The sequence below is a fragment of the Rhizobium sp. P1_C7 genome (assembly GCF_056406295.1).
This window is the reverse complement of sequence record NZ_JBFUAL010000007.1, coordinates 299,521-323,103: the sequence shown is the minus strand read 5'-3', so window position 1 is coordinate 323,103 and position 23,583 is coordinate 299,521. Positions and strand designations below refer to the sequence as shown.

General features: G+C 59.6%; 20 protein-coding genes and 3 tRNA genes. 14 read left to right on the top strand and 9 right to left on the bottom strand.

The features are described 5' to 3' along the window. Positions 1–8: 8 nt before the first annotated feature. A complete protein-coding gene (gene tuf, locus AC1D2R_RS14075) occupies positions 9–1,184 on the bottom strand; it encodes an elongation factor Tu (RefSeq protein ID WP_477967880.1) in 1,176 nt (391 codons plus the stop codon). A gap of 261 nt (positions 1,185–1,445) precedes the next feature. On the opposite strand from tuf, the gene AC1D2R_RS14070 reads away from it, so the two are divergent. Next, positions 1,446–1,955 carry a hypothetical protein gene (locus AC1D2R_RS14070; RefSeq protein WP_477967879.1) on the top strand — a complete coding sequence of 170 codons (510 nt, stop codon included), beginning with the start codon at positions 1,446–1,448 and terminating at the stop codon, positions 1,953–1,955. Between the two features lie 81 nt (positions 1,956–2,036). Here the strand turns inward: AC1D2R_RS14070 and AC1D2R_RS14065 are convergent. Both AC1D2R_RS14065 and AC1D2R_RS14060 read right to left on the bottom strand, forming a co-directional pair. Further along, positions 2,037–2,110, bottom strand: a tRNA-Gly gene (locus AC1D2R_RS14065). Between the two features lie 24 nt (positions 2,111–2,134). Beyond that, positions 2,135–2,219: transfer RNA gene (locus AC1D2R_RS14060), tRNA-Tyr, on the bottom strand. Positions 2,220–2,421: 202 nt separating this feature from the next. Here AC1D2R_RS14060 and rlmB point away from each other — a divergent pair. The 8 genes from rlmB to AC1D2R_RS14020 all read left to right on the top strand — a co-directional run bounded on the left by rlmB (position 2,422) and on the right by AC1D2R_RS14020 (position 7,200). Next, positions 2,422–3,312 (top strand): 23S rRNA (guanosine(2251)-2'-O)-methyltransferase RlmB, encoded by an 891-nt coding sequence (rlmB, locus tag AC1D2R_RS14055; RefSeq protein ID WP_477967878.1) that lies wholly within the window; start codon positions 2,422–2,424, stop codon positions 3,310–3,312. A gap of 35 nt (positions 3,313–3,347) precedes the next feature. Beyond that, complete coding sequence (locus AC1D2R_RS14050; protein ID WP_477967877.1) at positions 3,348–4,043, top strand: AprI/Inh family metalloprotease inhibitor; 696 nt, start codon at positions 3,348–3,350, stop codon at positions 4,041–4,043. Between the two features lie 72 nt (positions 4,044–4,115). After that, a complete protein-coding gene (locus AC1D2R_RS14045) occupies positions 4,116–4,277 on the top strand; it encodes a hypothetical protein (RefSeq protein WP_477967876.1) in 162 nt (53 codons plus the stop codon). Positions 4,278–4,349: 72 nt separating this feature from the next. Beyond that, entirely contained in the window at positions 4,350–4,487 is a 138-nt protein-coding gene (locus tag AC1D2R_RS14040) for a hypothetical protein (protein ID WP_477967875.1), read from the top strand. 114 nt (positions 4,488–4,601) lie between these two features. Beyond that, positions 4,602–4,677, top strand: a tRNA-Thr gene (locus AC1D2R_RS14035). 174 nt (positions 4,678–4,851) lie between these two features. Then, entirely contained in the window at positions 4,852–5,679 is an 828-nt protein-coding gene (locus AC1D2R_RS14030) for a nickel-binding protein (protein ID WP_477967874.1), read from the top strand. 221 nt (positions 5,680–5,900) lie between these two features. Further along, complete coding sequence (locus AC1D2R_RS14025) at positions 5,901–6,674, top strand: NAD kinase (RefSeq protein WP_477967873.1); 774 nt, start codon at positions 5,901–5,903, stop codon at positions 6,672–6,674. Between the two features lie 4 nt (positions 6,675–6,678). Further along, the gene (locus tag AC1D2R_RS14020; RefSeq protein ID WP_477967872.1) at positions 6,679–7,200 is read left to right on the top strand and encodes a hypothetical protein; all 522 of its coding nucleotides are present in this window, start codon (positions 6,679–6,681) and stop codon (positions 7,198–7,200) included. A gap of 61 nt (positions 7,201–7,261) precedes the next feature. On the opposite strand, the gene prfB is transcribed toward AC1D2R_RS14020, so the two are convergent. The 3 genes from prfB to AC1D2R_RS14005 form a co-directional block, all read right to left on the bottom strand. Beyond that, a protein-coding gene (gene prfB / locus AC1D2R_RS14015) for a peptide chain release factor 2 (protein WP_477967871.1) occupies positions 7,262–8,393 on the bottom strand; the annotation gives its coding sequence in 2 pieces (ribosomal slippage) (positions 7,262–8,323 and positions 8,325–8,393; 1,131 coding nt in all). 100 nt (positions 8,394–8,493) lie between these two features. Further along, complete coding sequence (locus tag AC1D2R_RS14010; protein ID WP_477967870.1) at positions 8,494–10,953, bottom strand: penicillin-binding protein 1A; 2,460 nt, start codon at positions 10,951–10,953, stop codon at positions 8,494–8,496. Between the two features lie 243 nt (positions 10,954–11,196). After that, a complete protein-coding gene (locus tag AC1D2R_RS14005) occupies positions 11,197–12,453 on the bottom strand; it encodes an N-acetylmuramoyl-L-alanine amidase (protein WP_477967869.1) in 1,257 nt (418 codons plus the stop codon). Between the two features lie 634 nt (positions 12,454–13,087). On the opposite strand from AC1D2R_RS14005, the gene AC1D2R_RS14000 reads away from it, so the two are divergent. After that, on the top strand, positions 13,088–15,892 hold the full coding sequence (locus AC1D2R_RS14000) for an Rne/Rng family ribonuclease (RefSeq protein WP_477967868.1): 2,805 nt from the start codon (positions 13,088–13,090) through the stop codon (positions 15,890–15,892). Between the two features lie 109 nt (positions 15,893–16,001). Here the strand turns inward: AC1D2R_RS14000 and AC1D2R_RS13995 are convergent, their stop codons facing one another. Together AC1D2R_RS13995 and AC1D2R_RS13990 are read right to left on the bottom strand one after the other, a co-directional pair. Then, a complete protein-coding gene (locus tag AC1D2R_RS13995; RefSeq protein ID WP_477967867.1) occupies positions 16,002–16,541 on the bottom strand; it encodes a dihydrofolate reductase family protein in 540 nt (179 codons plus the stop codon). A gap of 108 nt (positions 16,542–16,649) precedes the next feature. Next, entirely contained in the window at positions 16,650–17,753 is a 1,104-nt protein-coding gene (locus AC1D2R_RS13990; RefSeq protein WP_477967866.1) for a COX15/CtaA family protein, read from the bottom strand. Positions 17,754–17,867: 114 nt separating this feature from the next. Between AC1D2R_RS13990 and AC1D2R_RS13985 the strand changes: the two genes are divergently transcribed. Together AC1D2R_RS13985 and AC1D2R_RS13980 are read left to right on the top strand one after the other, a co-directional pair. Further along, on the top strand, positions 17,868–18,077 hold the full coding sequence (locus tag AC1D2R_RS13985) for a DUF2842 domain-containing protein (protein WP_477967865.1): 210 nt from the start codon (positions 17,868–17,870) through the stop codon (positions 18,075–18,077). A gap of 128 nt (positions 18,078–18,205) precedes the next feature. After that, entirely contained in the window at positions 18,206–19,444 is a 1,239-nt protein-coding gene (locus AC1D2R_RS13980; RefSeq protein ID WP_477967891.1) for a GNAT family N-acetyltransferase, read from the top strand. Positions 19,445–19,448: 4 nt separating this feature from the next. On the opposite strand, the gene AC1D2R_RS13975 is transcribed toward AC1D2R_RS13980, so the two are convergent. Further along, positions 19,449–21,590 (bottom strand): GumC family protein, encoded by a 2,142-nt coding sequence (locus AC1D2R_RS13975; protein ID WP_477967864.1) that lies wholly within the window; start codon positions 21,588–21,590, stop codon positions 19,449–19,451. Positions 21,591–21,781: 191 nt separating this feature from the next. Here AC1D2R_RS13975 and AC1D2R_RS13970 point away from each other — a divergent pair, with 191 nt between their 5' ends. Both AC1D2R_RS13970 and AC1D2R_RS13965 read left to right on the top strand, forming a co-directional pair. Further along, positions 21,782–22,357 carry a polysaccharide biosynthesis/export family protein gene (locus tag AC1D2R_RS13970; RefSeq protein ID WP_477967863.1) on the top strand — a complete coding sequence of 192 codons (576 nt, stop codon included), beginning with the start codon at positions 21,782–21,784 and terminating at the stop codon, positions 22,355–22,357. A 6-nt stretch (positions 22,358–22,363) separates the two neighbouring features. After that, a complete protein-coding gene (locus AC1D2R_RS13965; RefSeq protein ID WP_477967862.1) occupies positions 22,364–23,521 on the top strand; it encodes a glycosyltransferase family 4 protein in 1,158 nt (385 codons plus the stop codon). The last annotated feature ends 62 nt before the right edge of the window (positions 23,522–23,583 follow it).

Here is a 23,583-nt window from a genome sequence, read left to right as displayed (position 1 = left end):
TCCGAAGACTACTCGACGATGGAGGCAACGATGCCGGCGCCGACGGTACGGCCGCCTTCGCGGATCGCGAAGCGCAGCTTTTCTTCCATTGCGATCGGAACGATAAGCTCGACGGCAACCGTAACGTTGTCGCCAGGCATAACCATTTCCGTGCCTTCCGGAAGCGAAACGATGCCGGTCACGTCAGTCGTACGGAAGTAGAACTGAGGACGGTAGTTCGTGAAGAACGGCGTGTGACGGCCGCCTTCTTCCTTCGTCAGGATGTAGGCTTCTGCCATGAACTTCTTGTGCGGCTTCACAGAACCCGGCTTGCACAGGATCTGGCCACGCTCGACGCCGTCACGGTTCACACCGCGAACCAGAGCGCCGATGTTGTCGCCGGCCTGGCCCTGATCGAGCAGCTTGCGGAACATTTCAACGCCGGTAACCGTCGTCTTCGAGGTCGGGCGGATGCCGACGATCTCGACTTCTTCGCCAACCTTGACGATGCCACGCTCGACGCGGCCGGTCACAACCGTACCACGGCCAGAGATCGAGAACACGTCTTCGATCGGCATCAGGAACGGCTGGTCGATCGGGCGCTCAGGCGTCGGGATGTAGGCGTCAACAGCCGCCATCAGCTCGCGGATCGCGTCTTCGCCGATCTTCTTGTCGGAATCTTCGAGTGCAGCAAGAGCCGATCCCTTGATGACCGGAATGTCGTCGCCCGGGAAGTCGTAGGACGACAGCAGTTCGCGAACTTCAAGCTCGACGAGCTCGAGAAGCTCGGCGTCGTCAACCTGGTCAACCTTGTTCAGGAACACAACGATCGCAGGAACGCCAACCTGGCGAGCCAGCAGGATGTGCTCGCGCGTCTGCGGCATCGGGCCGTCAGCGGCAGAGCAAACCAGGATCGCGCCGTCCATCTGCGCGGCACCCGTGATCATGTTCTTGACGTAGTCGGCGTGGCCGGGGCAGTCAACGTGGGCATAGTGACGGTTCGGGGTCTCGTATTCGACGTGGGCCGTCGAAATGGTGATGCCGCGAGCCTTTTCTTCCGGAGCAGCGTCGATCTGGTCGTACGCCTTGTACTCACCGAAATACTTCGTGATCGCTGCCGTCAGAGACGTCTTGCCGTGGTCAACGTGGCCGATCGTGCCGATGTTAACGTGCGGCTTGTTGCGCTCAAACTTACTCTTTGCCATTTGAATGCTTCCTGTGAACGAAATGGGTGACCCCGGCGAACCGGTTTAGTGCCGCCGTTTAAGGCTTTCGGCGGCATTGCGCAAGACCTAATTGCGGACACTATTCCTTGCTGCAGCCGCACATGGGAACGAACCGTTCAATCGATAACCACAGCTCCAAAGGGCAATCCGGGGACTTTGCCCATGGCAGGGCACAACCAACTGATTATATGGTACAACTTGTCTCGGTCGCTCGTGGGGAGCGCGTACTGGGAGAAAGCAATGGAACAGAAGAAAATCGCGAAGCGGTCGGCCGGCAACTTTCTGATCTTCGCCGCCTGTGCATTTATACTATGGATACTAGCTGCGGCGATCGACTGGGTTGCTCAACTCCTGCGCCTTTCGTCGCCTGAACACCTTACGGCGCTGGCGACATCAATCGTCAGTTCGTCGACGCTGCAGGCCATCGTCGCCATATGGCTCCTGACGGCAGCGGTGGCGATTGCCTTCCCGAAAATGCTCACTCCCCTTTCGACCACGACGACACTGATGTTCGACGTCGGATACGGCATTCTCGGAGCGCTGACTGGCTTTGGCATTGCCATCGGGCTCTTCGGCGGAGGCTGGTCTATCCTCGTGCGCGCGATTGTCTATAGCGCGATCATCGCGATCGGCTTCTTCGCCGTGCAAAAGTGGCTCTCAAGAGAAGAACTCCAGACGTACGGCCGCACAAGGTGGACGGTCGCCGGCATCATTGCCCTGGCATCACCCTTCGTTCTTTTGTGGGGGTGACGCAGGGCAACCATCGCTGCCAAAACCGATCCTATTGCATCGGCGCGGTCGACTATTCTCTGTAAAATTGACTGAGGTGCTTGGAGCGGGTAGCGGGAATCGAACCCGCGTATTCAGCTTGGAAGGCTGCTGCTCTACCATTGAGCTATACCCGCGGGGTGGTCCGATCCGATGACGAATGGTGGAGAGAGTTGGATTTGAACCAACGTAGGCTGAGCCAACGGATTTACAGTCCGTCCCCTTTAACCACTCGGGCATCTCTCCAGTTTTTCGTCCGGATCGTGAGACCAAGCTCGAGACTTTCGAAGCGTTGCCGCCCCTCGGTCTGCGCCGCGTATATGACCGGACGACTTCCTCATGTCAACACGAAGACAATGGAAAAAACATGAAAAAATTCATTCGTTGTTGAAAGCCCCGCCTTGAAAGAAATCCTATGCGGGAAGAACCGCCCCCGTTATAAAGCGGTATGAGCAAAGATAACAAAACAGGCGGCACGGCCGCTGACGAGAAATCCGCCAAGGATACACATTATGCTACTCTGCGTCGTGCACACCGCGACGGCAAGCGCGAACGCGGCGAAATTCCGACGCCAATGCAGCAGAAGCGCAAGCGTGGTGGTGATGATTGGAAGCCGCCGGCTCTGGCCCCCGAGCAGGTCTATCTCTACGGCCTGCATACGGTTCGCGCCGCGCTCGAGAACAAAGAGCGGAAGAAGATCAAGCTGTCGGTGACGCAGAACGCGCTCGCACGGCTTGAGGTTGATATGGATGCGCTCGGCATTCCCGTTGAGATCGTGTCGCCGCAGGACATAGACAAGGTGCTCGGTCCCGAGGCAATCCACCAGGGCGTGATGCTGGAAACGCGCCCCCTGCCCGTGCGCCGCCTGGAAGCGCTGAAGAACAGCCCGCTGCTCCTCGTGCTCGACCAAGTTACCGATCCACACAACGTTGGCGCCATCATGCGTTCTGCCGTCGCCTTCAAGGCCGGCGCCGTCATCACGACGCAGCGTCACAGCCCGACTGAATCAGGCGTCATGGCCAAATCGGCATCAGGCGCGCTGGAACTCATTCCTTACATACAGGTCACCAATCTCGCCGATGCACTCGGCGAACTGCACAAGCTCGGCTTCCTCACCATCGGACTTGATTCGGACGGTCCGGCACCGCTCGAAGGCGCATTTTCGGGCGAGAAGGTGGCACTGGTGCTCGGTTCGGAGGGCAAGGGGTTGCGGCAGAAGACACGCGAGACCGTCAGAGCACTGGCAAGGCTCGACATGCCGGGCGAGATCAAGTCTCTCAACGTATCGAATGCAGCTGCGATCGCCATGTATGCAGCGAGATTGCATTTGAAGGAGTAGGACGGCTCAGGGGCGGGCCGCGACAGGGGATTGTCATGTTCCGTTTTGCGCTTCGACCGGCGGCGATGGCCGCCGGTATTCTTGCCTTTGGCTCGGCATTCGCCGACGACGTTGATGCCGACATCTTGAAGGCCCAGGCAGGCACCTACCTGATCGCGCCGGAAATCGGCGCGCCGGGCTGCAGCATTACGCTGGGGACTGGCAACGCGATCGGCGGATATTCGCTTTCCGGCGAAGAAAACTGCTCCAAGTCGCTACCGGCCTTTGCGGCAGCCTATTCGTGGAATTTCGACGAGAACGGCGGCGTGATCATCATCGACGCGACGCGCAAGGTGCTTGCGCGATTCGTTGAAAACGAAGGATCGCCGCTGAAGACCGAAGGCGATGAACCGCTGCTTCTCGTCGAAGCACCGGAAGGCGTCGATCGACTGCCGACCGTCAAAAGCCTTGCCGCACGCTGGACGCTTCAGCGGCCTCTTGGCGAAGAGCTCTGCACGCTGACCCTCAAGGATGAAATAGACGAGGACGGCAACGCGCCGCTGTCGCCATCTGGAGACTGCGCACCTGCCGTTGCCAAACTGAAGCTCTCTGTCTTCCATGTCGAAGGCTTCAGCCTCGTGCTGATGAGCAAAGACGGCGCATCGATATCCCTCGATATGCTGGCCGATGGGTCCTTCGAAAAAAGCCCGGAAGAAGGCGGGAAGCCCTTGCTGATGGTCAGGAAACCATGAGGCGCCTCGATTTTGACGCCACCTGCTGCTAACATTATCTCATACTCCGGGCAACAAGGAGAAGAACCCGCTATGGCAGTCCGCCCCCTTCTCATTGGCATCTCCTTCGTCATCGCACTCGTCGGCGTCGCTCTCAGCATCATCTGGATCGACAAGACACAACCTCTACATCAACGCGATCCGCTTGCGCCCTCGACCGTTCCCTCGGAGCCAATCCCCACTCCCGCGCAGTAGCCGTTTCTGCGAAGACTCCCTGGAACCGACGATCTCCTGTTGCGTTTACAGCGTTCAACAAGGAGAAGTCGCGTGCGTATAATGATCGCTGTTATTGCCATCATGGTCGTTTCGGTGCTGAGTATCGCCGTCATGTCCCCGTCCGGCGAAGGAGCACAGGCTGCCGGTGACAAGCTGCAAGCACGCGTAGCCGAGGCGGCCCGGAACTAGACCCGGCGCTTGCCCGCCGGCGCAAAATCCCGCCCGCCACTTTCCACTACCGAAATCAACGAAGCGCTGATTTTTTCTTTACAGGACGACAGAATCTGCTACTTGGCAGGCATTGCCCTTGTAGCTCAGTTGGTAGAGCACCTGATTTGTAATCAGGGGGTCGCGGGTTCGAACCCTGCCGGGGGCACCATTCAATCATCTATGAGATGTACGGTCCTAGACGCTCCGGTCGCGTTTTTTGCGCATCGATTCCCGAAACGTCTTTCCAATGCGGTTCGCAAGGCGCAACCTCTCTAAGGGTATAGACGAGGGTCTATCCGGCCCGTAGAATGGGGCTCCGAGGGGCACCCAGGGAGGAGTCCAGATGGCCATCTTCATGGACCGGCATGATCTCGCGGGAACGTCGGCCGCCGAAGTTGCCGAGGCGCACCTCAAAGATCTCGACATTCAGGATCGCTATGGCGTCAAATTCCTCACTTACTGGTTCGACCAGCGCCGAGGAACCGCCTTTTGCCTCATGGACGCGCCCGACGCAGAAACGGCGCAGTGCGTGCACCGGGAGGCCCATGGCTTCGTTGCAGGCGAAGTTGTCGAGGTCGCACTGTCTGCCGTGGAGGCATTTCTGGGGCGAATTCACGATCCGGAGCCCGCGTCAGGACTATCCTTGGGCGAAGTAGATTCTGGCCACCGCGCCATCCTCTTCACCGATATTGTTGGCTCTACCGAAATGACCAGGCGCCTCGGCGACCGCATGGCGACCGAACTGGTCAGGGCGCATGACTCCGTGGTGCGCAGATCACTCGACCATCACACGGGCCGCGAGGTAAAGCATACGGGCGACGGCATCATGGCGACATTTGCGTCGACGACCGCGGCCGTGGATTGTGCAATAGCGATCCAGCAGGAGTTCCAGAGCTATAACCGCGGGAACCCCGAGCCGATTCACGTTCGCATCGGACTGGATTGCGGCGAGCCCGTCGAGGACAGTAACGACCTGTTCGGCTCCACGGTGCAACTTGCCGCGCGGTTGTGCGCTGCAGCGTCCACCGATCAGATCCTCGCGTCGGAGAACATTTTCCGGGAGTACGGCGCCGCCGATCTCTTCGCCGAGGCAACGCGCCGACGGCTGAAGGGGTTTTCCGAGCCGGTGCTGGCGTTCCAATGCGACTGGGCTGACGCGGAAGTCCACTAGATCAGCGAGCGCATTCCAACGCAGCCCTCCATGGCGAGATGACAACACCAACTGGCCGAGACACGCTGCTCAAAGGGCGGGAATGCTAGCCTTGCCTCGGGGTGCTCGGAATCGTCGCTGAGTTTGACGTGAATTGCATAGGCGAACTGCTAACGCCTTAAAATGCCTTGTGGCGCGAACCTGTTATCCTTTAGCTAGGCGGACATCACAAAGGGCATTGCATGAGCCTCTCCTTTCAGACGCTTAGTTTTCTGGCTTCCCCGACGACCGAGGCGCTTGAAGCGCGGGACGAGCTGATTCGCATCTATGGCAATGTTCCAGCCGATGAGGCCGATGTCATCGTGGCGCTCGGCGGCGACGGCTTTATGCTGCAGACCCTCCACGGCAGGATGAATTCGGGCAAACTCGTCTACGGGATGAACCGCGGCTCCATCGGTTTTCTGATGAACGACTATCGGACGGAGAACCTGCAGGAGCGGATCAACGCCGCAGTGGAAAACGCCTTTCGTCCACTGGAGATGACAACTGCGAATGCGGACGGAACGAATTCCACTGCGCTGGCAATCAACGAGGTCTCGCTGTTTCGGCAGTCCTACCAGGCTGCCAAGCTACGCGTCGAAGTCGATGGCGTGGTCCGCCTCGAAGAGCTGATTTGCGACGGCCTCATGGTCGCAACGCCCGCGGGCTCGACAGCCTATAATCTTTCGGCGCACGGACCGATCCTGCCTCTCGACGCGCCGCTGCTGGCCATGACCCCGGTCAGCGCTTTCCGCCCTCGGCGTTGGCGCGGTGCGCTGCTGCCGAACAAGGTGACGGTCGGCATTCATATTCTTGAAGCCGAGAAACGGCCGGTCAACGCGGTTGCGGACAATTCGGAGGTCAAGTCAGTGCTTCACATCCGCATCGCGCAATCCGAGCATATGACTGCGCGCATCCTCTCCGACCCCGACCGGTCGTGGTCGGATCGCATCCTTGCCGAACAATTCGAGGATTGAGGCGATGGATGTGAAAAGAATAGCATTCTATGGGCTACTGGTGACCGGATGGCCGATAGCGGTCCTCGCGGGCGACACCCAAGACGCGATCCTCCCGGCCGCCATCACCTTTGCTACAAGCACAGGCTATTGGGAGGACGACGGAAGCGCTCCGGCAGTTCAGCACGCTCCGGCGACGACCACCTCACCTCCCAAGACCACGCCCGGCACGCGGCCGACCGCTCGCCACGGCTACTACAAGCTTTTCGCCGTCCGCCAGCCCGATCGGACCGCAAAGATCTATCTACAGCAAATCGTACAAAGCGACGACGGACCGAGCATCGTGTCGACCCTGGAACTGCAGGAACTGAACGATCTCAAGCCGTACGTGACCGACATCCGCCCGGAAAACTCGACCGGCATGCTGAAGGAGCCCGGCCTCTTCGCCATGGTCTACCTGAAGACGGACCCCGACGCTGACGCCGAAAGCTGGACTGTGATCATCGACGAGTTCGGCGAAGTGACCGTCGCGAAATCAAGCCACTAGCCAGCTTGATGAAAAAAGGCCCCACGAGGGGGCCATTTCAAAAATCGCTCCGCGAAATCGCTCAGTCGATATCGTCGACCACCGCGTCCGCCTTGCCGCTGATGCGGTGGGCAAGCGCTGCTTCCATGAACTCGTTGAGCTCACCGTCGAGCACGTCGTCGGGCGCAGTACTCGTAACGCCGGTGCGGAGGTCCTTGACCAGCTGGTAGGGTTGCAACACGTAGGAGCGGATCTGGTGTCCCCACCCGATATCCGACTTGGAGGCCGCTTCGGCATTGGCCGCGTCCTCGCGCTTCTTCAGCTCCGCTTCGTACATGCGGGCACGCAGCATGTCCCACGCCTTGGCACGGTTCTTGTGCTGCGAGCGCTCCTGTTGGCACTGCACAACGATGCCGGACGGAATATGCGTGATACGCACCGCGGAATCAGTCGTGTTGACGTGCTGACCGCCTGCACCGGACGACCGGTAGGTATCGATGCGACAATCGCCTTCGTTGATCTCTATCTGGATCGAGTCGTCGACAACCGGGTAAACCCAAATGGACGAGAACGACGTGTGGCGGCGCGCATTGCTGTCATAGGGCGAAATGCGAACGAGGCGGTGGACGCCGGATTCCGTCTTCATCCAACCGTAGGCATTGTGGCCCTTGACGAGAAGCGTCGCAGATTTGATGCCGGCTTCTTCGCCGTCATGGACTTCCAGCAGTTCGACCTTGAAGCGCTGGCGCTCGGCCCAGCGGGTGTACATGCGCAGCAGCATGTTCGCCCAATCCTGGCTTTCCGTACCGCCGGCGCCCGAGTGCACTTCGACGTAGGTGTCGTTGCTGTCGGCCTCGCCTGACAGCATCGCCTCCACCTGGCGCCGTGCGGCTTCTGCCTTCAGCGTCTTCAGGGCGTCTTCGGCTTCCTTCACGACACTTTCGTCGCCTTCGTCCTCGCCCATCTCGATGAGCTCGATATTCTCGTTCAGCTGCTGCTCGAGCTGTTTTACGCCATTGATCCCGTCGTCAAGCTGCTGGCGTTCGCGCATCAGCTTCTGAGCCTCGGAAGCATCGTTCCAAAGGGTGGGGTCCTCTGCCTTGTTGTTCAACCAGTCCAGCCGTCTTACCGCCTGGTCCCAGTCAAAGATGCCTCCTCAGCAGGGTGATAGCCTGCTTGGTTTCATCGACTACGTTCTGGATTTCAGCTCGCATTTTCCTGCTTCTTTGATTTGGTCTTGCGTTGGCCCGTCAAATAGTTGTGGCGGCTGCGGATGTAAAGAGCCGCAACCGCCACAACTATTTTCGGGAAAGCTCAGTAGAGACCGCCGGAGCCTGACTGGACCGCCTGGTTTGCCTGCGGCGACGTCTTCAGGATCTCCTCGGGCGCCATGGTATTGTCCATACCAATGACCGAGAAACTGTCCGCGGGACCGGTGCCCGGCTTGAAGGCCTCGATGATGGTGCTCGGATCGCCCTGCGCGGCGGCCATGCCGGTCTTCCGATCAATCGGAATGAGGTTCATGCCTGCCGGAATGACGAATTTGGATGCCGGCATGTCCTTGACCGCGGCCTGCATGAATTCGTTGAAAACAGGCGCTGACAACGAACCGCCGGTGCCGCCCCGCCCAAGCGTCGACGGTGCGTCGAAGCCGATATAGAGGCCAGCGACCAGATCGGGCGTGAAGCCAACGAACCACGCGTCCTTTTCATCGTTCGTGGTGCCGGTCTTGCCGGCGACGTCACGGTCGCCGAGCACGACCTTGCCGGCCGCGGTGCCGCGCTGGATGACGCCCTGCAGCATAGAGGTGATCTGATAGGAGGTCATCGGATCAAGAACCGTCTCACGATTGTCGACGACATTTGGCTCGTCCTGATTCTGCCACTCGCTCGCATTGCATCCTTCGCAGACGCGTTCCTCATGCTTGAAGATCGTTTTGCCAAAGCGATCCTGGATGCGGTCGATCAGCGTCGGCTTGATCTGCTTGCCGCCATTGGCAATGACCGAATAGGCCGAGACCATCCGCAACACCGTCGTCTCCCCGGAGCCGAGAGACATGGCAAGCACCGGCATCATGTGATCGTAGATGCCGAAACGCTCCGCATATTCGGCAACGACGTTCATGCCGAGGTCGTTTGCCAGTCGCACCGTCATGCGGTTGCGCGAGTGCTCGATGGCGAAGCGCAGCGTATTGGCGCCGCCGCCCTCGCCCTCGTAATTGTCCGGCGCCCATACCTGACCATTTCCGGTCTGGATCTGGAGCGGATCGTCGCTAACCACGGAGGCCGGAGTGTAGCCGTTGTCCATCGCCGCAGCGTAGACGAACGGCTTGAAGGAGGAACCCGGCTGGCGCATCGCCTGGGTGGCGCGGTTGAATTCGGACTGCGCATAAGAAAAGCCGCCGACCATCGCAAGTACGCGGCCGGTCTTCGGATCCATCGCAACCAGACCACCTTCGACCTTCGGAGGCTGACGGAGGCGATAGGACGCCGAGCTCTCATCGCCCAGGCGCTCGACATAGACGACATCGCCAGCGGAAAGAACGCCGTCCGGAGACCTCGCGCTCTTGCGACCCGTTGACGAGCGATAGGCCCATTGCATGTTCTTGGCCTCGATGACACCGCGCTCGCGCTCGGCGGGAACTTTGCCCGCACCGTCCTTTGAGGGCTGCAGCCCGATATCGACGCTGTCGTCTGAAACGGCCAGAACGACGGCAAGGCGCCATTCGGGCACGTCGGAAAGCACCGGGATGTCCGCAAGCGCCTTGCCCCAGTCGGCGGTCGCATCGATCTGCTTCAGCGGACCGTGGAAACCGCGGCGTTCGTCATAGGTGATCAAGCCGTCCTGCAGCGCCTTGCGCGCGAAGACCTGGAGCTGCGGATCAAAAGACGTGCGAACGGAGAGGCCGCCTTCGTAAAGCATCTTCTCACCATACTGATCGACCAGCTGGCGACGGACCGCTTCGGCGAAATAGCCGGATGCGAAGAGCGACGGACCACTGGCGCGACCGGTCACGCCAAGCGGCTGCTTCTTGGCTTCTGCGCCGTCAGACTGGCTGACGTAGCCATTTTCCACCATGCGGTCGATGACCCAGTTGCGGCGCTCGAGCGCAGCTTCCGGATGGCGGAAGGGATGATAGTTGGCGGGGCCTTTCGGCAGCGACGCGAGATAGGCTGCCTCCGCAACCGTCAGTTCCGTGACCGATTTGTTGAAATAGGTCAACGCGGCGCTGGCAATACCGTAGGAATTCAGGCCGAAAAAGATCTCGTTGAGATACAGTTCGAGAATCTTGTCCTTGCTGTAGGCCTGCTCGATGCGAAACGAGAGGATCGCTTCCTTGATCTTGCGGTCGATCGTCTGGTCTGATGTCAGGAGGAAGTTCTTTGCAACCTGCTGGGTGATCGTCGATGCGCCGACGGGGCGACGGCCTGAGCCGAAATTCTGAAGGTTTACCAGGATGGCGCGGCCCAGCCCAGTCAAGTCAACGCCGGGATGATTGTAGAAATTCTTGTCTTCGGCAGAGAGAAATGCCGCCTTCACGCGGTCCGGGATGGCTTGTATCGGAAGAAACAGGCGACGTTCCTTGGCATACTCGGCCATCAGCGCGCCGTTGCCGGCATGAACGCGCGTCGTAACCGGCGGTGCGTAGGTGCTCAGGACAGCATAGTCCGGGAGATCCTTCGCGACATTGGACAGATAGACGGCGACAACCGCCGCCGCGCCCAGGAACAAGACGCAAGCCGCTCCGAAGAAATATCCAAGAAGTCTGATCATATCTAAGCTACCGGTATCTCAATTGTCGATCGGCGCGAACGTAACAGTCGCATGGATCGCGGCATTTTGCACGCTGCGCGAATTACTCCATGAGCGTTACTGCCACAAGCCAATTCCGTTTCGAGGATGAAAACATAGCGGCGAGTAATGGCCTCAATGTGAGCAAACTAGGGCCTTACCCCTTTAATTCCCAGGAGCAGCGGTCTTTCCCACCAAAGTGTCACTTCTGAGCCACGCCGGCGCTCAGCCCCCGTTTTCCACCATCGACGTGTGATAGCGCTTCACGGCATCCGTCAGGAGGTCGGCCATCTTGTTGCGCCATTCGCCGTCCAGCAGCAACTTCTCATCCTCCTTGTTGGACAGAAATCCCAGCTCCAGCAGTATCGAAGGAACGTCTGGCGCCTGCAGGACGCGGAATCCCGCATGGCGGTGCGGATTGTTGATCGTTCCGACCTGATCCTTGAAGGAGGCCAGGACGCTCTCTGCAAGCGAGATCGAAAACGCCTGCGTCTCCCGGCGCGTCAGATCGAGGAGGATATCGGCAACCTCGGGTGGCTCGCTCGCCGTCGCCGTACCGGCGATCTGGTCGGAAAGGTTTTCTCGGTCGGCAAGATCGGCAGCGAGCTTGTCTGACGCCCTGTCGGAGATCGTATAGACAGTCGCGCCGCGGATATCCTTCTGCTTCAACGTGTCAGCGTGCATGGAAACGAAGAGGCCGGCGTGGTTCTGGCGGGCGATCACCACTCGCTCCGAGAGGGACAGGAAGGAGTCGTCGCTGCGCGTCAGGAAGGCTTTGATTCCGGGTTCACGATTGAGGCGGTCGGCAAGCGCCTTTGCAAACGCGAGCGTCACATCCTTTTCCTGGGTTTTGGTATCAACACCAATGGCGCCCGTATCGATGCCCCCATGACCGGCGTCGACAGCAACAATGAAGTCGCTGCCCGCGGCGGGCTTCTCAACCGGAGCGATAGCGCTCGTGGTCTCGGGAGTGGCCGGCTCACTCCAGGACTGCGCCTTGACGAGGTCGGTAAACTTCGCCTTGTCGGTGATCTCTGCCTCAAGCACCAGCCGCTGGCCTTTGCCACTCTCGTCGGCCTGAACCTTGGCAAGAGCCACCCTGATCGGTTTCGTTGCAGTCAAGACGATGCGCGCGCTATCCTCGTCCATCGTGCCATAGCGAATATCCTTGAAAAGCCCCCTCGCCTCCAAGTCCTTCGCCGGAAAGCCGAATGCCGTGGCAGGAAGATCGATGACAACGCGCTCTGGATTGGCAATGTAGTGAATGGAAAATGGAGGGGCTCGATCGAAATCGATCACGATACGCGTGCGGGCGTCGTCGCCAACTATTCGGGCACCATAGGCGAGCAGCGGCTCACCGCCGGCATATACCGAAGCCGGAACGGCACCCGCCAGCGCACTCACCAATGCAAGCAGCTTGTTCGCCAACCGTTTCCGTCGCAAACCGGAGTTCACAGTCGCCCGTCGTATCCTATTAAACAATCGACCGCCACACCCTAACTTTCATTCGCAATAGATCCCTCGCGGCAGACGCGAATACAGCGCGCCACTTTCGATGCCTCCGTCGGAACGGAATCGGTATCGCTTATCCTCTTTTTTGTATGCGCCTTCAAATCCATCAATATTATGGCACATTTGGCTTTCCCCTTGCTATTGTGACGGAGAAAACATACAAGGATTTTCAGGGTAGAAGTGCTGACGGGATAGAGTCGCCGACACGGCAGCCAAACCGCGAGGACCTGGCGCCACAACCGGCAATCGTCCGCCGTCTCATGTGTTTTTACTCGATAATGGATCCTGAATTTTCCGGTGTATGCGGGAACTTCATCGGTGGATAGCCACCAACCGCTCTTTAAAGAGAGAGCAAACTCATCGGACCTGAATAAGGTCTTTGTTTTGTCGATCTCGCTTGGTCTTTGATGGTGTCGCAGCAGGTTTTATCTGAAGTCTACAGGCCCCGGGAGAAAAGCTTCCCCGCTGTTGTCTGGCTGCTGCCTTCCACACCGGACCAATCGCGACTTTCACTATCCGGCGCTGCAATGGCGGACCGCACCCCTCCTGTTTCATCGACAGTGGGAGATGCTGACGTTCGGCTGCGCCGAGGAGCACACCTTACATGGCAGACAAAATGCTTATCGACGCGTCTCACGAGGAAGAGACGCGGGTCGTTGTCGTTCGCGGGAACCGTATAGAAGAATTTGACTTCGAGTCTCAGCATAAGAAGCAAATTCGCGGCAACATCTATCTCGCAAAGGTAACGAGGGTCGAGCCCTCGCTGCAGGCCGCATTCGTCGATTACGGCGGCAATAGGCACGGCTTTCTGGCCTTCGCCGAAATCCATCCAGACTACTATCAGATACCACTTGCCGACCGTCAGGCGCTCCTGCGCGCCGAAGCCGAGGAGCATCGCCGCGACGAGGACGTCGAGCACGTCGAGACGGCGCCGATCGATCTCTCAACTCAGGACCAGCCCGATGTTGGCATTGTCGTGCCGGAGGACGACGCGGCTCCAGTCGTAGAGGCAGCCCCTGCCGCTGAAACGGGTGAAGTTGCTTCGACCGACGAGGCGCCGGCCAAGAAGGCCAAACCCCGTCGCAGCCGCAAGAAGGCAGCGCCTGCTGTTGAAGAGGCCGCTTCGGTTGCCGACAACGAAGACGAAGGTTCTTCCGGCGGCGAAATGGCTGCGATGGTCGAGACCGACTCGATTTCTGAAGACGTCGATGCCCGCCGCCGCGGCGGTGATGACGATGACGACGACGATCATGATCACGAAGAAGAAGTGATCGAGAGCGTTGGCGCCGAAGATGCTATGGAAGAAGTTCCGGATCGCGTGCAGCGCAAGCCGCGCAAGCAGTACCGCATCCAGGAAGTCATCAAGCGCCGCCAGATCCTGCTCGTGCAGGTCGCGAAGGAAGAGCGCGGCAACAAGGGCGCTGCTCTTACCACCTACCTCTCGCTCGCGGGCCGCTACTCGGTGCTGATGCCGAACACGGCGCGCGGCGGCGGTATTTCCCGAAAGATCACCAACCCGCAAGACCGCAAGCGTTTGAAAGAAATCGCCCGGATGCTCGAAGTGCCACAGGGCATGGGCGTCATCCTGCGCACCGCTGGCGCCAACCGCACCAAGGTCGAGGTCAAGCGCGACTTCGAATACCTGATGCGCCTGTGGGAAAACGTCCGCACGCTGACGCTTGCTTCGACCGCTCCTTGCCTCGTCTACGAAGAAGGCAGCCTTATCAAACGCTCGATCCGCGACCTCTACAACAAGGACATCAGCGAGATCATCGTTTCCGGCGAAGACGGCTATCGTGAAGCGAAAGACTTCATGAAGATGCTCATGCCGAGCCACGCCAAGGTGGTTCAGCCATATCGCGATATTCACCCGATCTTCTCGCGCTCCGGCATCGAGGCGCAGCTCGACCGCATGCTGCAGCCGCAGGTAACGCTGAAGTCAGGCGGCTACCTGATCATGAACCAGACGGAAGCGCTGGTTTCGATCGACGTCAACTCCGGTCGTTCGACCCGCGAGCATTCGATCGAAGACACCGCGCTGCAGACGAACCTCGAGGCTGCCGACGAAGTTGCCCGCCAGCTTCGACTGCGCGACCTCGCCGGCCTGATCGTCATCGACTTCATCGACATGGAAGAAAAGCGCAACAACCGCGCTGTCGAGAAAAAGCTGAAGGAATGCCTGAAGAACGATCGCGCCCGCATCCAGGTCGGCCGCATCTCGCATTTCGGCTTGCTCGAAATGTCGCGCCAGCGCATCCGCGCTTCGGTACTTGAATCGACGACGCAGGTCTGCTCGCATTGCGGTGGAACCGGCCACGTCCGTTCGCAGTCCTCCGTTGCCCTGCATGTCTTGCGTGGCATCGAGGAATATCTGCTCAAGAACACGACGCACGACATCACGGTTCGCACGACGCCTGACATTGCTCTCTACCTGCTCAACCACAAGCGCCAGACGATTATCGACTATGAGGCACGTTTCGGCGTTGCGATCATCATCGATGCCGACGGCTCGGTCGGTGCGCAGCACTTCGCCATCGATCGTGGTGAGGCCGTCGAGAACCCGGTCAAGATTGAAACACTCTTCAACTTTGCTGCCATTCCTGAAGACGACGACGACGATGTCGTGATCGAGGTGGATGAAGACGAAGACGAAGAGCTCGAAGAAAAGCCTGTCGCCTCCGAGCGTCCCGCTGCCCGCGCCGAAAGCGAAGGTGATGGCCGCAAGCGTAAGCGTCGCCGCCGGCGCCGTGGCCGCAATGGCAATGCCGAACAGCCGGCCTCGGATGAGGTCGTCTCCGACCAAGCCGACGAGGACGGCGACGACGACGGTGACGACACCGACAATGCAGCCGCCGCGGAAGCCGTCGAAGGCCGTTCTGACGGAGACGATGCCCAGCGCCGCAAGCGCCGCCGTCGTGGCAAACGCGGCGGTCGCCGCAGCCGAGAGGAAGGCGCCGAGCAGGATGCTGCCAGCGAAACAGAAGACAGCAATGTCGCCGACAATGACGGGAGCGATACGGGCGCAACCGCGGTAGAGGTCATTGAGGCCGTTGCAGAAGACGCCGTCGCGCAGCCGGCCATGGCTGCAGTCGAAACCGCCGCTTCGGTCACGGAAGATGTGAAGCCTAAGCGCGCCCGTCGCAGCCGCAAGACATCGCCGGTCGAAGAACCGGTTGTCGAAAGCGTGGCCGTTGCAGAAGCGGTTGCTGCAGCAGCCGAACCGGAAGCAGCAGAGGCTGTTGCTGACCTTGCTGCGCCCGTGGGGGAGGAGGCAAAGCCTTCACGAGCAAACCGAGAGTCGAACATCTCCTCTTCTGAGCCGACCGTTAAATCCACCCGCGGCGATGTGGCCGAGAGCGAGGGCAAGCCGAAGAAGGCCGGATGGTGGCAGCGCCGCGGCTTCTTCTGAGAGTCATTTTACTGAATGATAAGATCCGGCTGTGGCGACACAGCCGGATTTTTTATTGCGCGCCTTTAGCCAACCGTTGTGCTGTCCGCGGCCATCGCCGGAACGTAGGTCAGCACCACGTTTCCGTTCTTGAACGCTCGGCTACCAACCGGTTCCAGCCGCAGGCTCTCGGACATGCTTCGAAAACAGAACGTCCGGCCCCCAATGCAAGCGGCACGATGACGAATTGAAAGCGATCCACGAGCCCGGCCTGCGCGAACAGGCTGACAATGCTGCCGCTGCCGAGCACGATCATATCTTGCCCCTCGTCGCGCTTCAGGACACGCATCGCCTCAATGGGATCGCTCTGCACCAACCTCGTGTTGTACCAGTCCGCCTCCCGCATCGTTCTGGAGAATACGATTTTCGGCAGGCTGTTCATCGCCGTCGCCACAATCGGATCGTTCTGTTTGGCGAAATCCGTCGGCCAATAGGCCGCCATCAGATCGTAGGTTCGTCGTCCCATGACAAGCGCGTTTCCGGAGCTCGCATTCTCGGCAACGAAGGCATTGAATTCCGGATCGCCATCATGAACCCAACTCATATCGCCGCCGCTGTCTGCAAAGTAGCCATCAACGGAAATGCTAAGAAACACACCGAGCTTTCGCATGCTTGTCTCCCGATCATGTTGTGCCCGCAAAGGACGCACACGATAGACCGGTTCCGACAACGACTGCGTATTATGAGGGTGGCGACTGCCGATCGGTCCCCTTGATGTTCAATTGCGTTCGGCGATAGCAGTCGTGCGGGGATACTCCCCATGAAAGCCACGCCAGTTTGCGATTGCAAAGCCGAAGACGACCAGCGCTCCGGCCTGATGCAGCAGTCCCCAGTGAAGCGGCACCTGAAAGAGCAAGGTTGCGACGCCAATCGCGGCCTGGATCGCCACCAGGAAAAAGAGCACCACCGCGCGGCGGGCATGCGTCGTCGATGGCGCGGCAACGAGCGCAACGATCATGTTGACCAATGTCAGAGAAAACAGCGTATAGGCACCGACACGATGGATGAACTGCACGGTCTTTGGGTTCTCGAAAAAATTGATCCAGGCGGGCTGCTGTATCAGAAGATCGGATGGGAGAACGGCACCATCCATGAAGGGCCAGCTATTGTAGCTGAAGCCTGCATCCAGGCCAGCAACCAGTGCGCCAAGATAGATCTGGAACAGGGCGAAGGCAGCAATGACTCCAGCCCATAGATGCGCATTTCTCGTCGGCGGCGCATCGTCCGAATGCGGCGAAAGCCCGCGCATGATCCACATGCACGATGCGAAGATCAGACATGCCATGACCAGATGGGTGGCAAGCCGGTATTGACTGACATCGGTGCGCACCGAGAGGCCCGATGAGACCATCCACCAGCCGATCGCTCCCTGAAGACCGCCCAGAGCAAGGATGCCGATCAGGGGCAATCGCAGGCGTCTCTCGATCTTGCCCGTTGCCCAGAAATAGAAAAGCGGCAGCGCGAAGATGACGCCGATTCCGCGAGCAATCAGCCGGTGCGCCCATTCCCACCAGAAGATACTCTTGAATTCTTCCACGGTCATATCGCTGTTCAGCTGCTGGTATTCAGGTATTCGCTGGTAGAGCTTGAATTCCTCGTCCCATTCGGATGCGGTGAGCGGTGGGATCACACCATGGATCGGCTTCCACTCGGTTATCGAAAGACCGGAATTGGTAAGCCGCGTGGCGCCGCCGACGATGACGAGGCAGAAGAGCGCAAGAAGGACGAAGCCGAGCCAGATGCGAACGGCCCGGCGGTTGTTGTCCTGCCTGCGCACTTGACGCAAGATCGCCCGTTCGGTGGTGGTATTCGCGATGGCCATGGGTGCTCCTTCTTTCCGCCAGTTGATTTGCCTTAGCGGGTGATGCAAAACAAGCCCCGAAGCTTTGCGGCATGCCGTCGCGGCGCTGTCCAATCTCATCCCGGAAGACAATTCATGCCCGTCCGCCTTCGCAAATTCATTGGCACGATCCTCATCGTCGTTCTCGTGCTCGCCTATGCGGTGCTGGCAAACACGATCGCCGTTGCCACGCTTGGCAAAGCGCCGTGGTGGGGCCATTTGCTCTATTTTGCGCTGAGCGGGCTGCTATGGGTGTTGCCGGCGATGGTCATCATCAAGTGGATGGCCGGACCGAAACAGCAATAGGCCTTTAATCGTAGGATAACGATGATTGTCGAAAGAGCTGTCGACCCGCGTTGTAAATAAACCAAATGGATGCTTTCCTTCTCTATTCTCTTCGTACAGCCATTTTTGAACGGAGAGAACCCGTGGGGATGCAAACGCTTCATGTCGACGGCGAGCCGCGTGGCGAGACCGGACATGCCGGCACAAACATTTCACGACCGAGGGCGCTCGACGCAACGCTTGTCGCCAGCACGTTTCGTATCGACGTCGTCGACGCCATGGAAGCGATCGAACACGAGTGGCGGGCACTTGAGCGCGATGACCTGAATTCACTGCACCAGGGCTACGATTGGTGTGCGGCCTGGGTCAAGGCGCATGGCACCCCCCTTGCCCTCATCAGAGGCAGATCGGGAAACGAGACCGTGTTCGTCCTTCCGGTCGAGATCGTTCGATCGCGCGGCGCGCGGATCGCCAAGTTCATCGGGGCCGACCACAGCAACATCAACACGGGCCTCTTTTCGTCCGGCTTTGCCAAGGCGTCCCGCGATATAGATCCGCATCGCTTCCGCGATCTGTTGCGCACGGCCCTTGGCGGGAGAGCCGATCTCCTCCTGCTACAGAACATTCCGCGGGAATGGCGCGGTCGTGATAACCCCCTCGCCGTGCTGCCGATGGTGCAGAACCAGAACCATGCCTATCACCTACCCCTCCTCGACACTCTGGAGGCGACACTCAAGCAAGTGAATGCGAAGCACCGACGCAAGAAGTTCCGTCACCAGTCGAAGCGGTTGGAGTCTCTGGGCGGGTTTGACTACATCAACGGCGGCCCCTCGAAGGAGCAGCACCGCCTTCTCGATCATTTCTTCAAGCAGAAGACGGAACGCTTCAAGGCGATGGGATTGCCCGATGTATTCGCCGACCCCTCGACGAGGAATTTTCTGCATGGCGCCATCGACAGCAGAGAGGCCGATGGCGGCACATTCGGGCTTGAGATGCACGCGATCAGACTTCGTGGTGAGCACAACGGCGACATTGCCGCGGTTTCAGGCATTTCCAGAAAAGGCGATCATGTAATCTGCCAGTTTAGCGCCATCGACGAGCGCGTCGCGCCCGATGCGAGCCCCGGCGACTTCCTGTTCTGGCAGATGATCGCAGGACTGCACGGCAAGGGCGTCAGCCTCTTCGATTTCGGCCTGGGCGACCAAGGCTACAAGCGCTCCTGGGCGCCTGCAGAAACCGAGCATTACGACGTCGTTCTGCCGATTACCGCGCGCGGCGTCGCCAACGGGTTTGTGCATAGGGCCATGACCCGCAGCAAGGCCTTCGTCAAATCGCAACCGGGGCTTTACCGCTTCGCTCAGCGGGTGCGTAGAGCAACCGGCATCTGATTGATCAGGCGGCCTGGCGGGATGCCGCCGCATCTGCGGCTCCTTCGCCGCCGGACATCAACACCACACGCTGATAGCCAGCCTCCTCGAAGTCGGTCATCGCGGCCACGAACTCGCTTTCGACAATCTCAGGCATGGAGAGAATGATCTCGACATCCTTGCTGTGCGTCAGGCGGGAAACAGCGGCGACATTGGCCGCTCCGCACTCGACCAGCACAAGATCGTAGGCCGATGCCAGCGCGTCGAGGAGCAGAGACAGGCGGTCCGCACCGCGCATAGCCCGGCGCATGTCACTGGCGCCCTGAGGAATGATGTGGGCATCGGACAAGCGATCGCCATGAATGGTATCGCCGAAAGCCGCCTCACCGCAGAGCAGGTCCGTCACGCCGAGATCGGAGCGACGCTCCGCCATCAGGTCGGTCGGATGGCCGGAGCCGGTCATGTCGATGAGAACGACGCGCGATCCGGCGGCGGCCAATTTGCGTGCCAGCGAGACCGTGGCAGCAGAACCGTCATCACCGGTAGGCGAGATCGCAATCGCAAGGGGTGCTCGGCTGCCGATCAGGTAATCCGCAACCGAGACAACCGCGAATTCATTGTCATCGGCGGGGACCCCTTGCTCGCTAGGCTCCTCGACCGCTTCATCGTCTTCGGGGCTCACAGCCAGCATGCTTGGCGTCGCGACGCGTCTCGGCGGTTCGGACGCTGCGGCTTCCTCCTCTTGGCGCCCGTCTTCCTCCATTGTGGAGACCGGGCGCAGCGCACGACCGCTGAACAACTCGGCGAGCATGATCGCGATTGCGGTCATGATCAACGTCGCCAGAGCGACGACAGTCACGATCGGAACGACCTTGGGGAAATACGGATCGACCGGCTGGATGGCGTTCGATACGACACGCGCGTCGGCCGGGCTGGAATTCTTGTCGGCGCGTGAGGCAGCCTCGCGATATCGCGACAGGTAGGTTTCGAGCAGCTGGCGCTGCGCGGTGGCCTCGCGCTCCAGGGCGTTCATGCCTACTTCGTCTTCGCCGGCCTGGGCGCTGTTCGCCTTGACCTTTTCCGTTTGCTGCTCAAGCTCCTTCTGACGAAGGGAGGCAGCCTTCGCCTCGTTTTCGATACTCGCCAGTATTTTCTGCGTCTCCTGGCGGATCTGCGTCTTGATGTCAGCAAGCTGGGCGCGAAGGCTTTTCAGCCGGGGATGATTGTTGAGAAGAGAAGTCTGCAGATCGGAAATCTGCGACTGGAGCGCCGATTCCGTTCCCTTCAGCCGCTGGATCGACTGGGAGGACATGATATCCTGCAGCGTATCGGACGGTTCGCCCGATGACAGGGCGTTGCGGACCGACTGAGCGCGTGCCTCGGCATTGCCCCTCTCGCTGCGAACGCGTGTCAATTCCGCGGAAACGTCGTTCAGCTGCTGTGTCGGAAAGTTGGTACCGCCGTTCGTCGGCAGCAATCCGTGCTCGGCGCGATACTCCGCCGCCTTCTGCTCGGCATCATTGACCTTTCGGCGAAGGCTTTCGATTTCCGGCTCCAGCCAGCGCGTCGCTTCCGAATTCGTGTCCAGCTTCGCGCCACTCTGCTTGACGAGATAGGCAGCCGCCATCGCGTTGGGGATCGTTGCGGCAAGCTTCGGATCCTTTGACGTGAAGGTAATTCCTATCACGCGCGAGCCGGGCACTTGATAGACCTGCAGCCTTTCGGTGAACGCGTCGATGACACGCTCTTCCGGAGGGTTCTCAAGGGGGCTCTTCTTGAGATGAAGCGCCACAAGGATATCGCCGAGCGCAGAGCGGTTGGGGGCGACGTCGAACTCGGGCAGCTCGTAAAGCCTCTGAGTGCTGATGACCTGCTTGATCAGGTCGGCCGATTGAAGGAGCTGCACCTGGCTCGCGATGTTGAGTTCGTCGAGAAGCGGACTGGTTCCGGCATCGTTCGTCTGCGCATTGGCAAAAGCAGGCGCCCGCGGTTCGATGAGAATACGCGTCTCGCTGCGGTACTTTGGCGACATCATCTTGGCGCCGGCAAAGGCCACCCCTGCCCCGAGCACCGTAATTGCCACGACCTTCAGCCGGCGTGCCCAGACGGCACGAACCAACTGCCCAAGATCTATGTCCACATCCTGAGGACCCGTTACGCCGGACATGCCTGTACTCCAAGAACAAAAGTGCCGTGAGGGTAAATGACTATAGTAACTCAACTGTTAATGCCTGCACCGGTGTCAGGAGCGAGCTGACGGGAAGGCAACAGCGAAAAAATGGGTAATCTTTACCGACCATTAACCCTAACGGATCGATAACGGCTGGGAAGAAGTACATTTCCTGTGAGCAACCTCGGATGCCTGTCGCCCAGCCCAAGTTTCTGATGGCTTTGAGCCTTGCCGCCATGATTGCCGTCCTGGGCGGCTGCAACAGCTATCAGCCAGCTCCGAGAGCGTTCAGCGAAGCGACGATCCAGCCCTACTCGCTGGATAGCGGCGACCGGCTGCGTATCACCGTGTTCGATCAGCCGAGCATGACCAACACCTATACGATCGACCAGGCAGGCTATATTGCGTTCCCGCTGATCGGCCAGGTTCCGGCGCGCGGTCGGACACTGCAGCAGCTATCGGGCCAGATCGCCCAGAAACTCAAGCAAGGTTATTTGCGGGATCCTGACGTCACCATAGACGTCGACCGTTACAGGTCTGTTTTCATCCTGGGTGAAGTCGGCCAGCCCGGACAGTATGCCTACGTGCCAGGCATGACCGTCCAGAACGCGGTTGCGATCGCCGGCGGTTTCAGCGCCCGTGCGAACCAGGGTGGCGTGGACGTGACAAGAAAGATCAATGGCCAGGTCATCACGGGACGCGTGAACATTTCCGCAGCCATTGTTGCAGGCGACACCATCTATGTGCGCGAACGGCTGTTCTGATCATTGATGAGCAAGCAACGCCCTCTTCGCATTCTTCACTGCTTCAGGTCACCGGTCGGCGGAATCTTCCGCCACGTACGCGACCTAGTGGTGGAGCATAGCAAGGCCGGGCATGAGGTCGGCATTCTCTGCGACAGCTCCACCGGAGGGGAGCACGAAGACATCCTGTTCGACGAAATCCGCCCATACCTCGCACTCGGCCTGACGCGTGTGCCGATCCGGCGCGCCGTCAGCCTCTCCGACCTTGGCGTTATCTGGGACACATACAAGAAGATCAAGAGTTTGCGGCCGGATGTGCTGCACGGCCACGGCGCCAAAGGCGGCGTGCTCGCGCGGTTAATCGGCTCAGCCCTGCGGGCGAACAGGTATCGCGTAGCCCGCCTCTACACAGCGCATGGCGGAAGCCTGCATTATTCTCGATCGTCACTTCTGGGACAGTTCGTCCTCAGGATGGAGCGCCTGCAGGAATATTTCACAGACGCACTCGTCTTCATCTGCGAATACGAGCGAGACACCTATTCAAAGAGGGTCGGACGCCCTCGCACGGCAACGCGGCTGATATACAACGGCATCGGCGAACGGGATTTCGAGCTCATTCCAACCCGATCGGACGCCGTACACTACATTTACGTCGGCATGTTGCGGGACCTTAAAGGTCCCGACCTTTTTGTGGATGCCTTTGCAAAGGCTGAACGTATCGTCGGACGGCCGCTCTCGGCTCTCATGGTCGGGGATGGGCATGATCGTGACAGGTATCGCGACATGATGGTCGAGCGCGGCCTTGGCAAACGCATCGGCATGCTGCCTGCAATGCGTGTCCAGCAGGCCTTTGCGATGTCGCAGAACCTCGTCGTGCCATCGCGGGCAGAGGCCATGCCCTATATCGTGCTCGAAGGGCTGGCCGCCGGCAAGACGATCATCGCGACCCGCGTCGGCGGTATACAGGAAGCACTGGGCAAGGATAGCCTCGCATTGGTCGCACCCGAAGACTCCGACGATCTGGCACGCGTCATGGCCGACGCCATTCGCGTGCCCGGCTGGCATGATGCCGCGATGCCTTCAATGGAAAAGGTGAGAGCTGTCTTTTCCGCTTCGGTCATGGCGAACGAGGTTCTGAAACTGTACCAGGAGCTCCTGGAGCGCCAAAGCCACACGGAAGTGTAACCGGCATCGTAAAAGTTTCTTAGGGCCTTCCTGCTATTGCCTGCGGGTGAAACAGCGGCGGT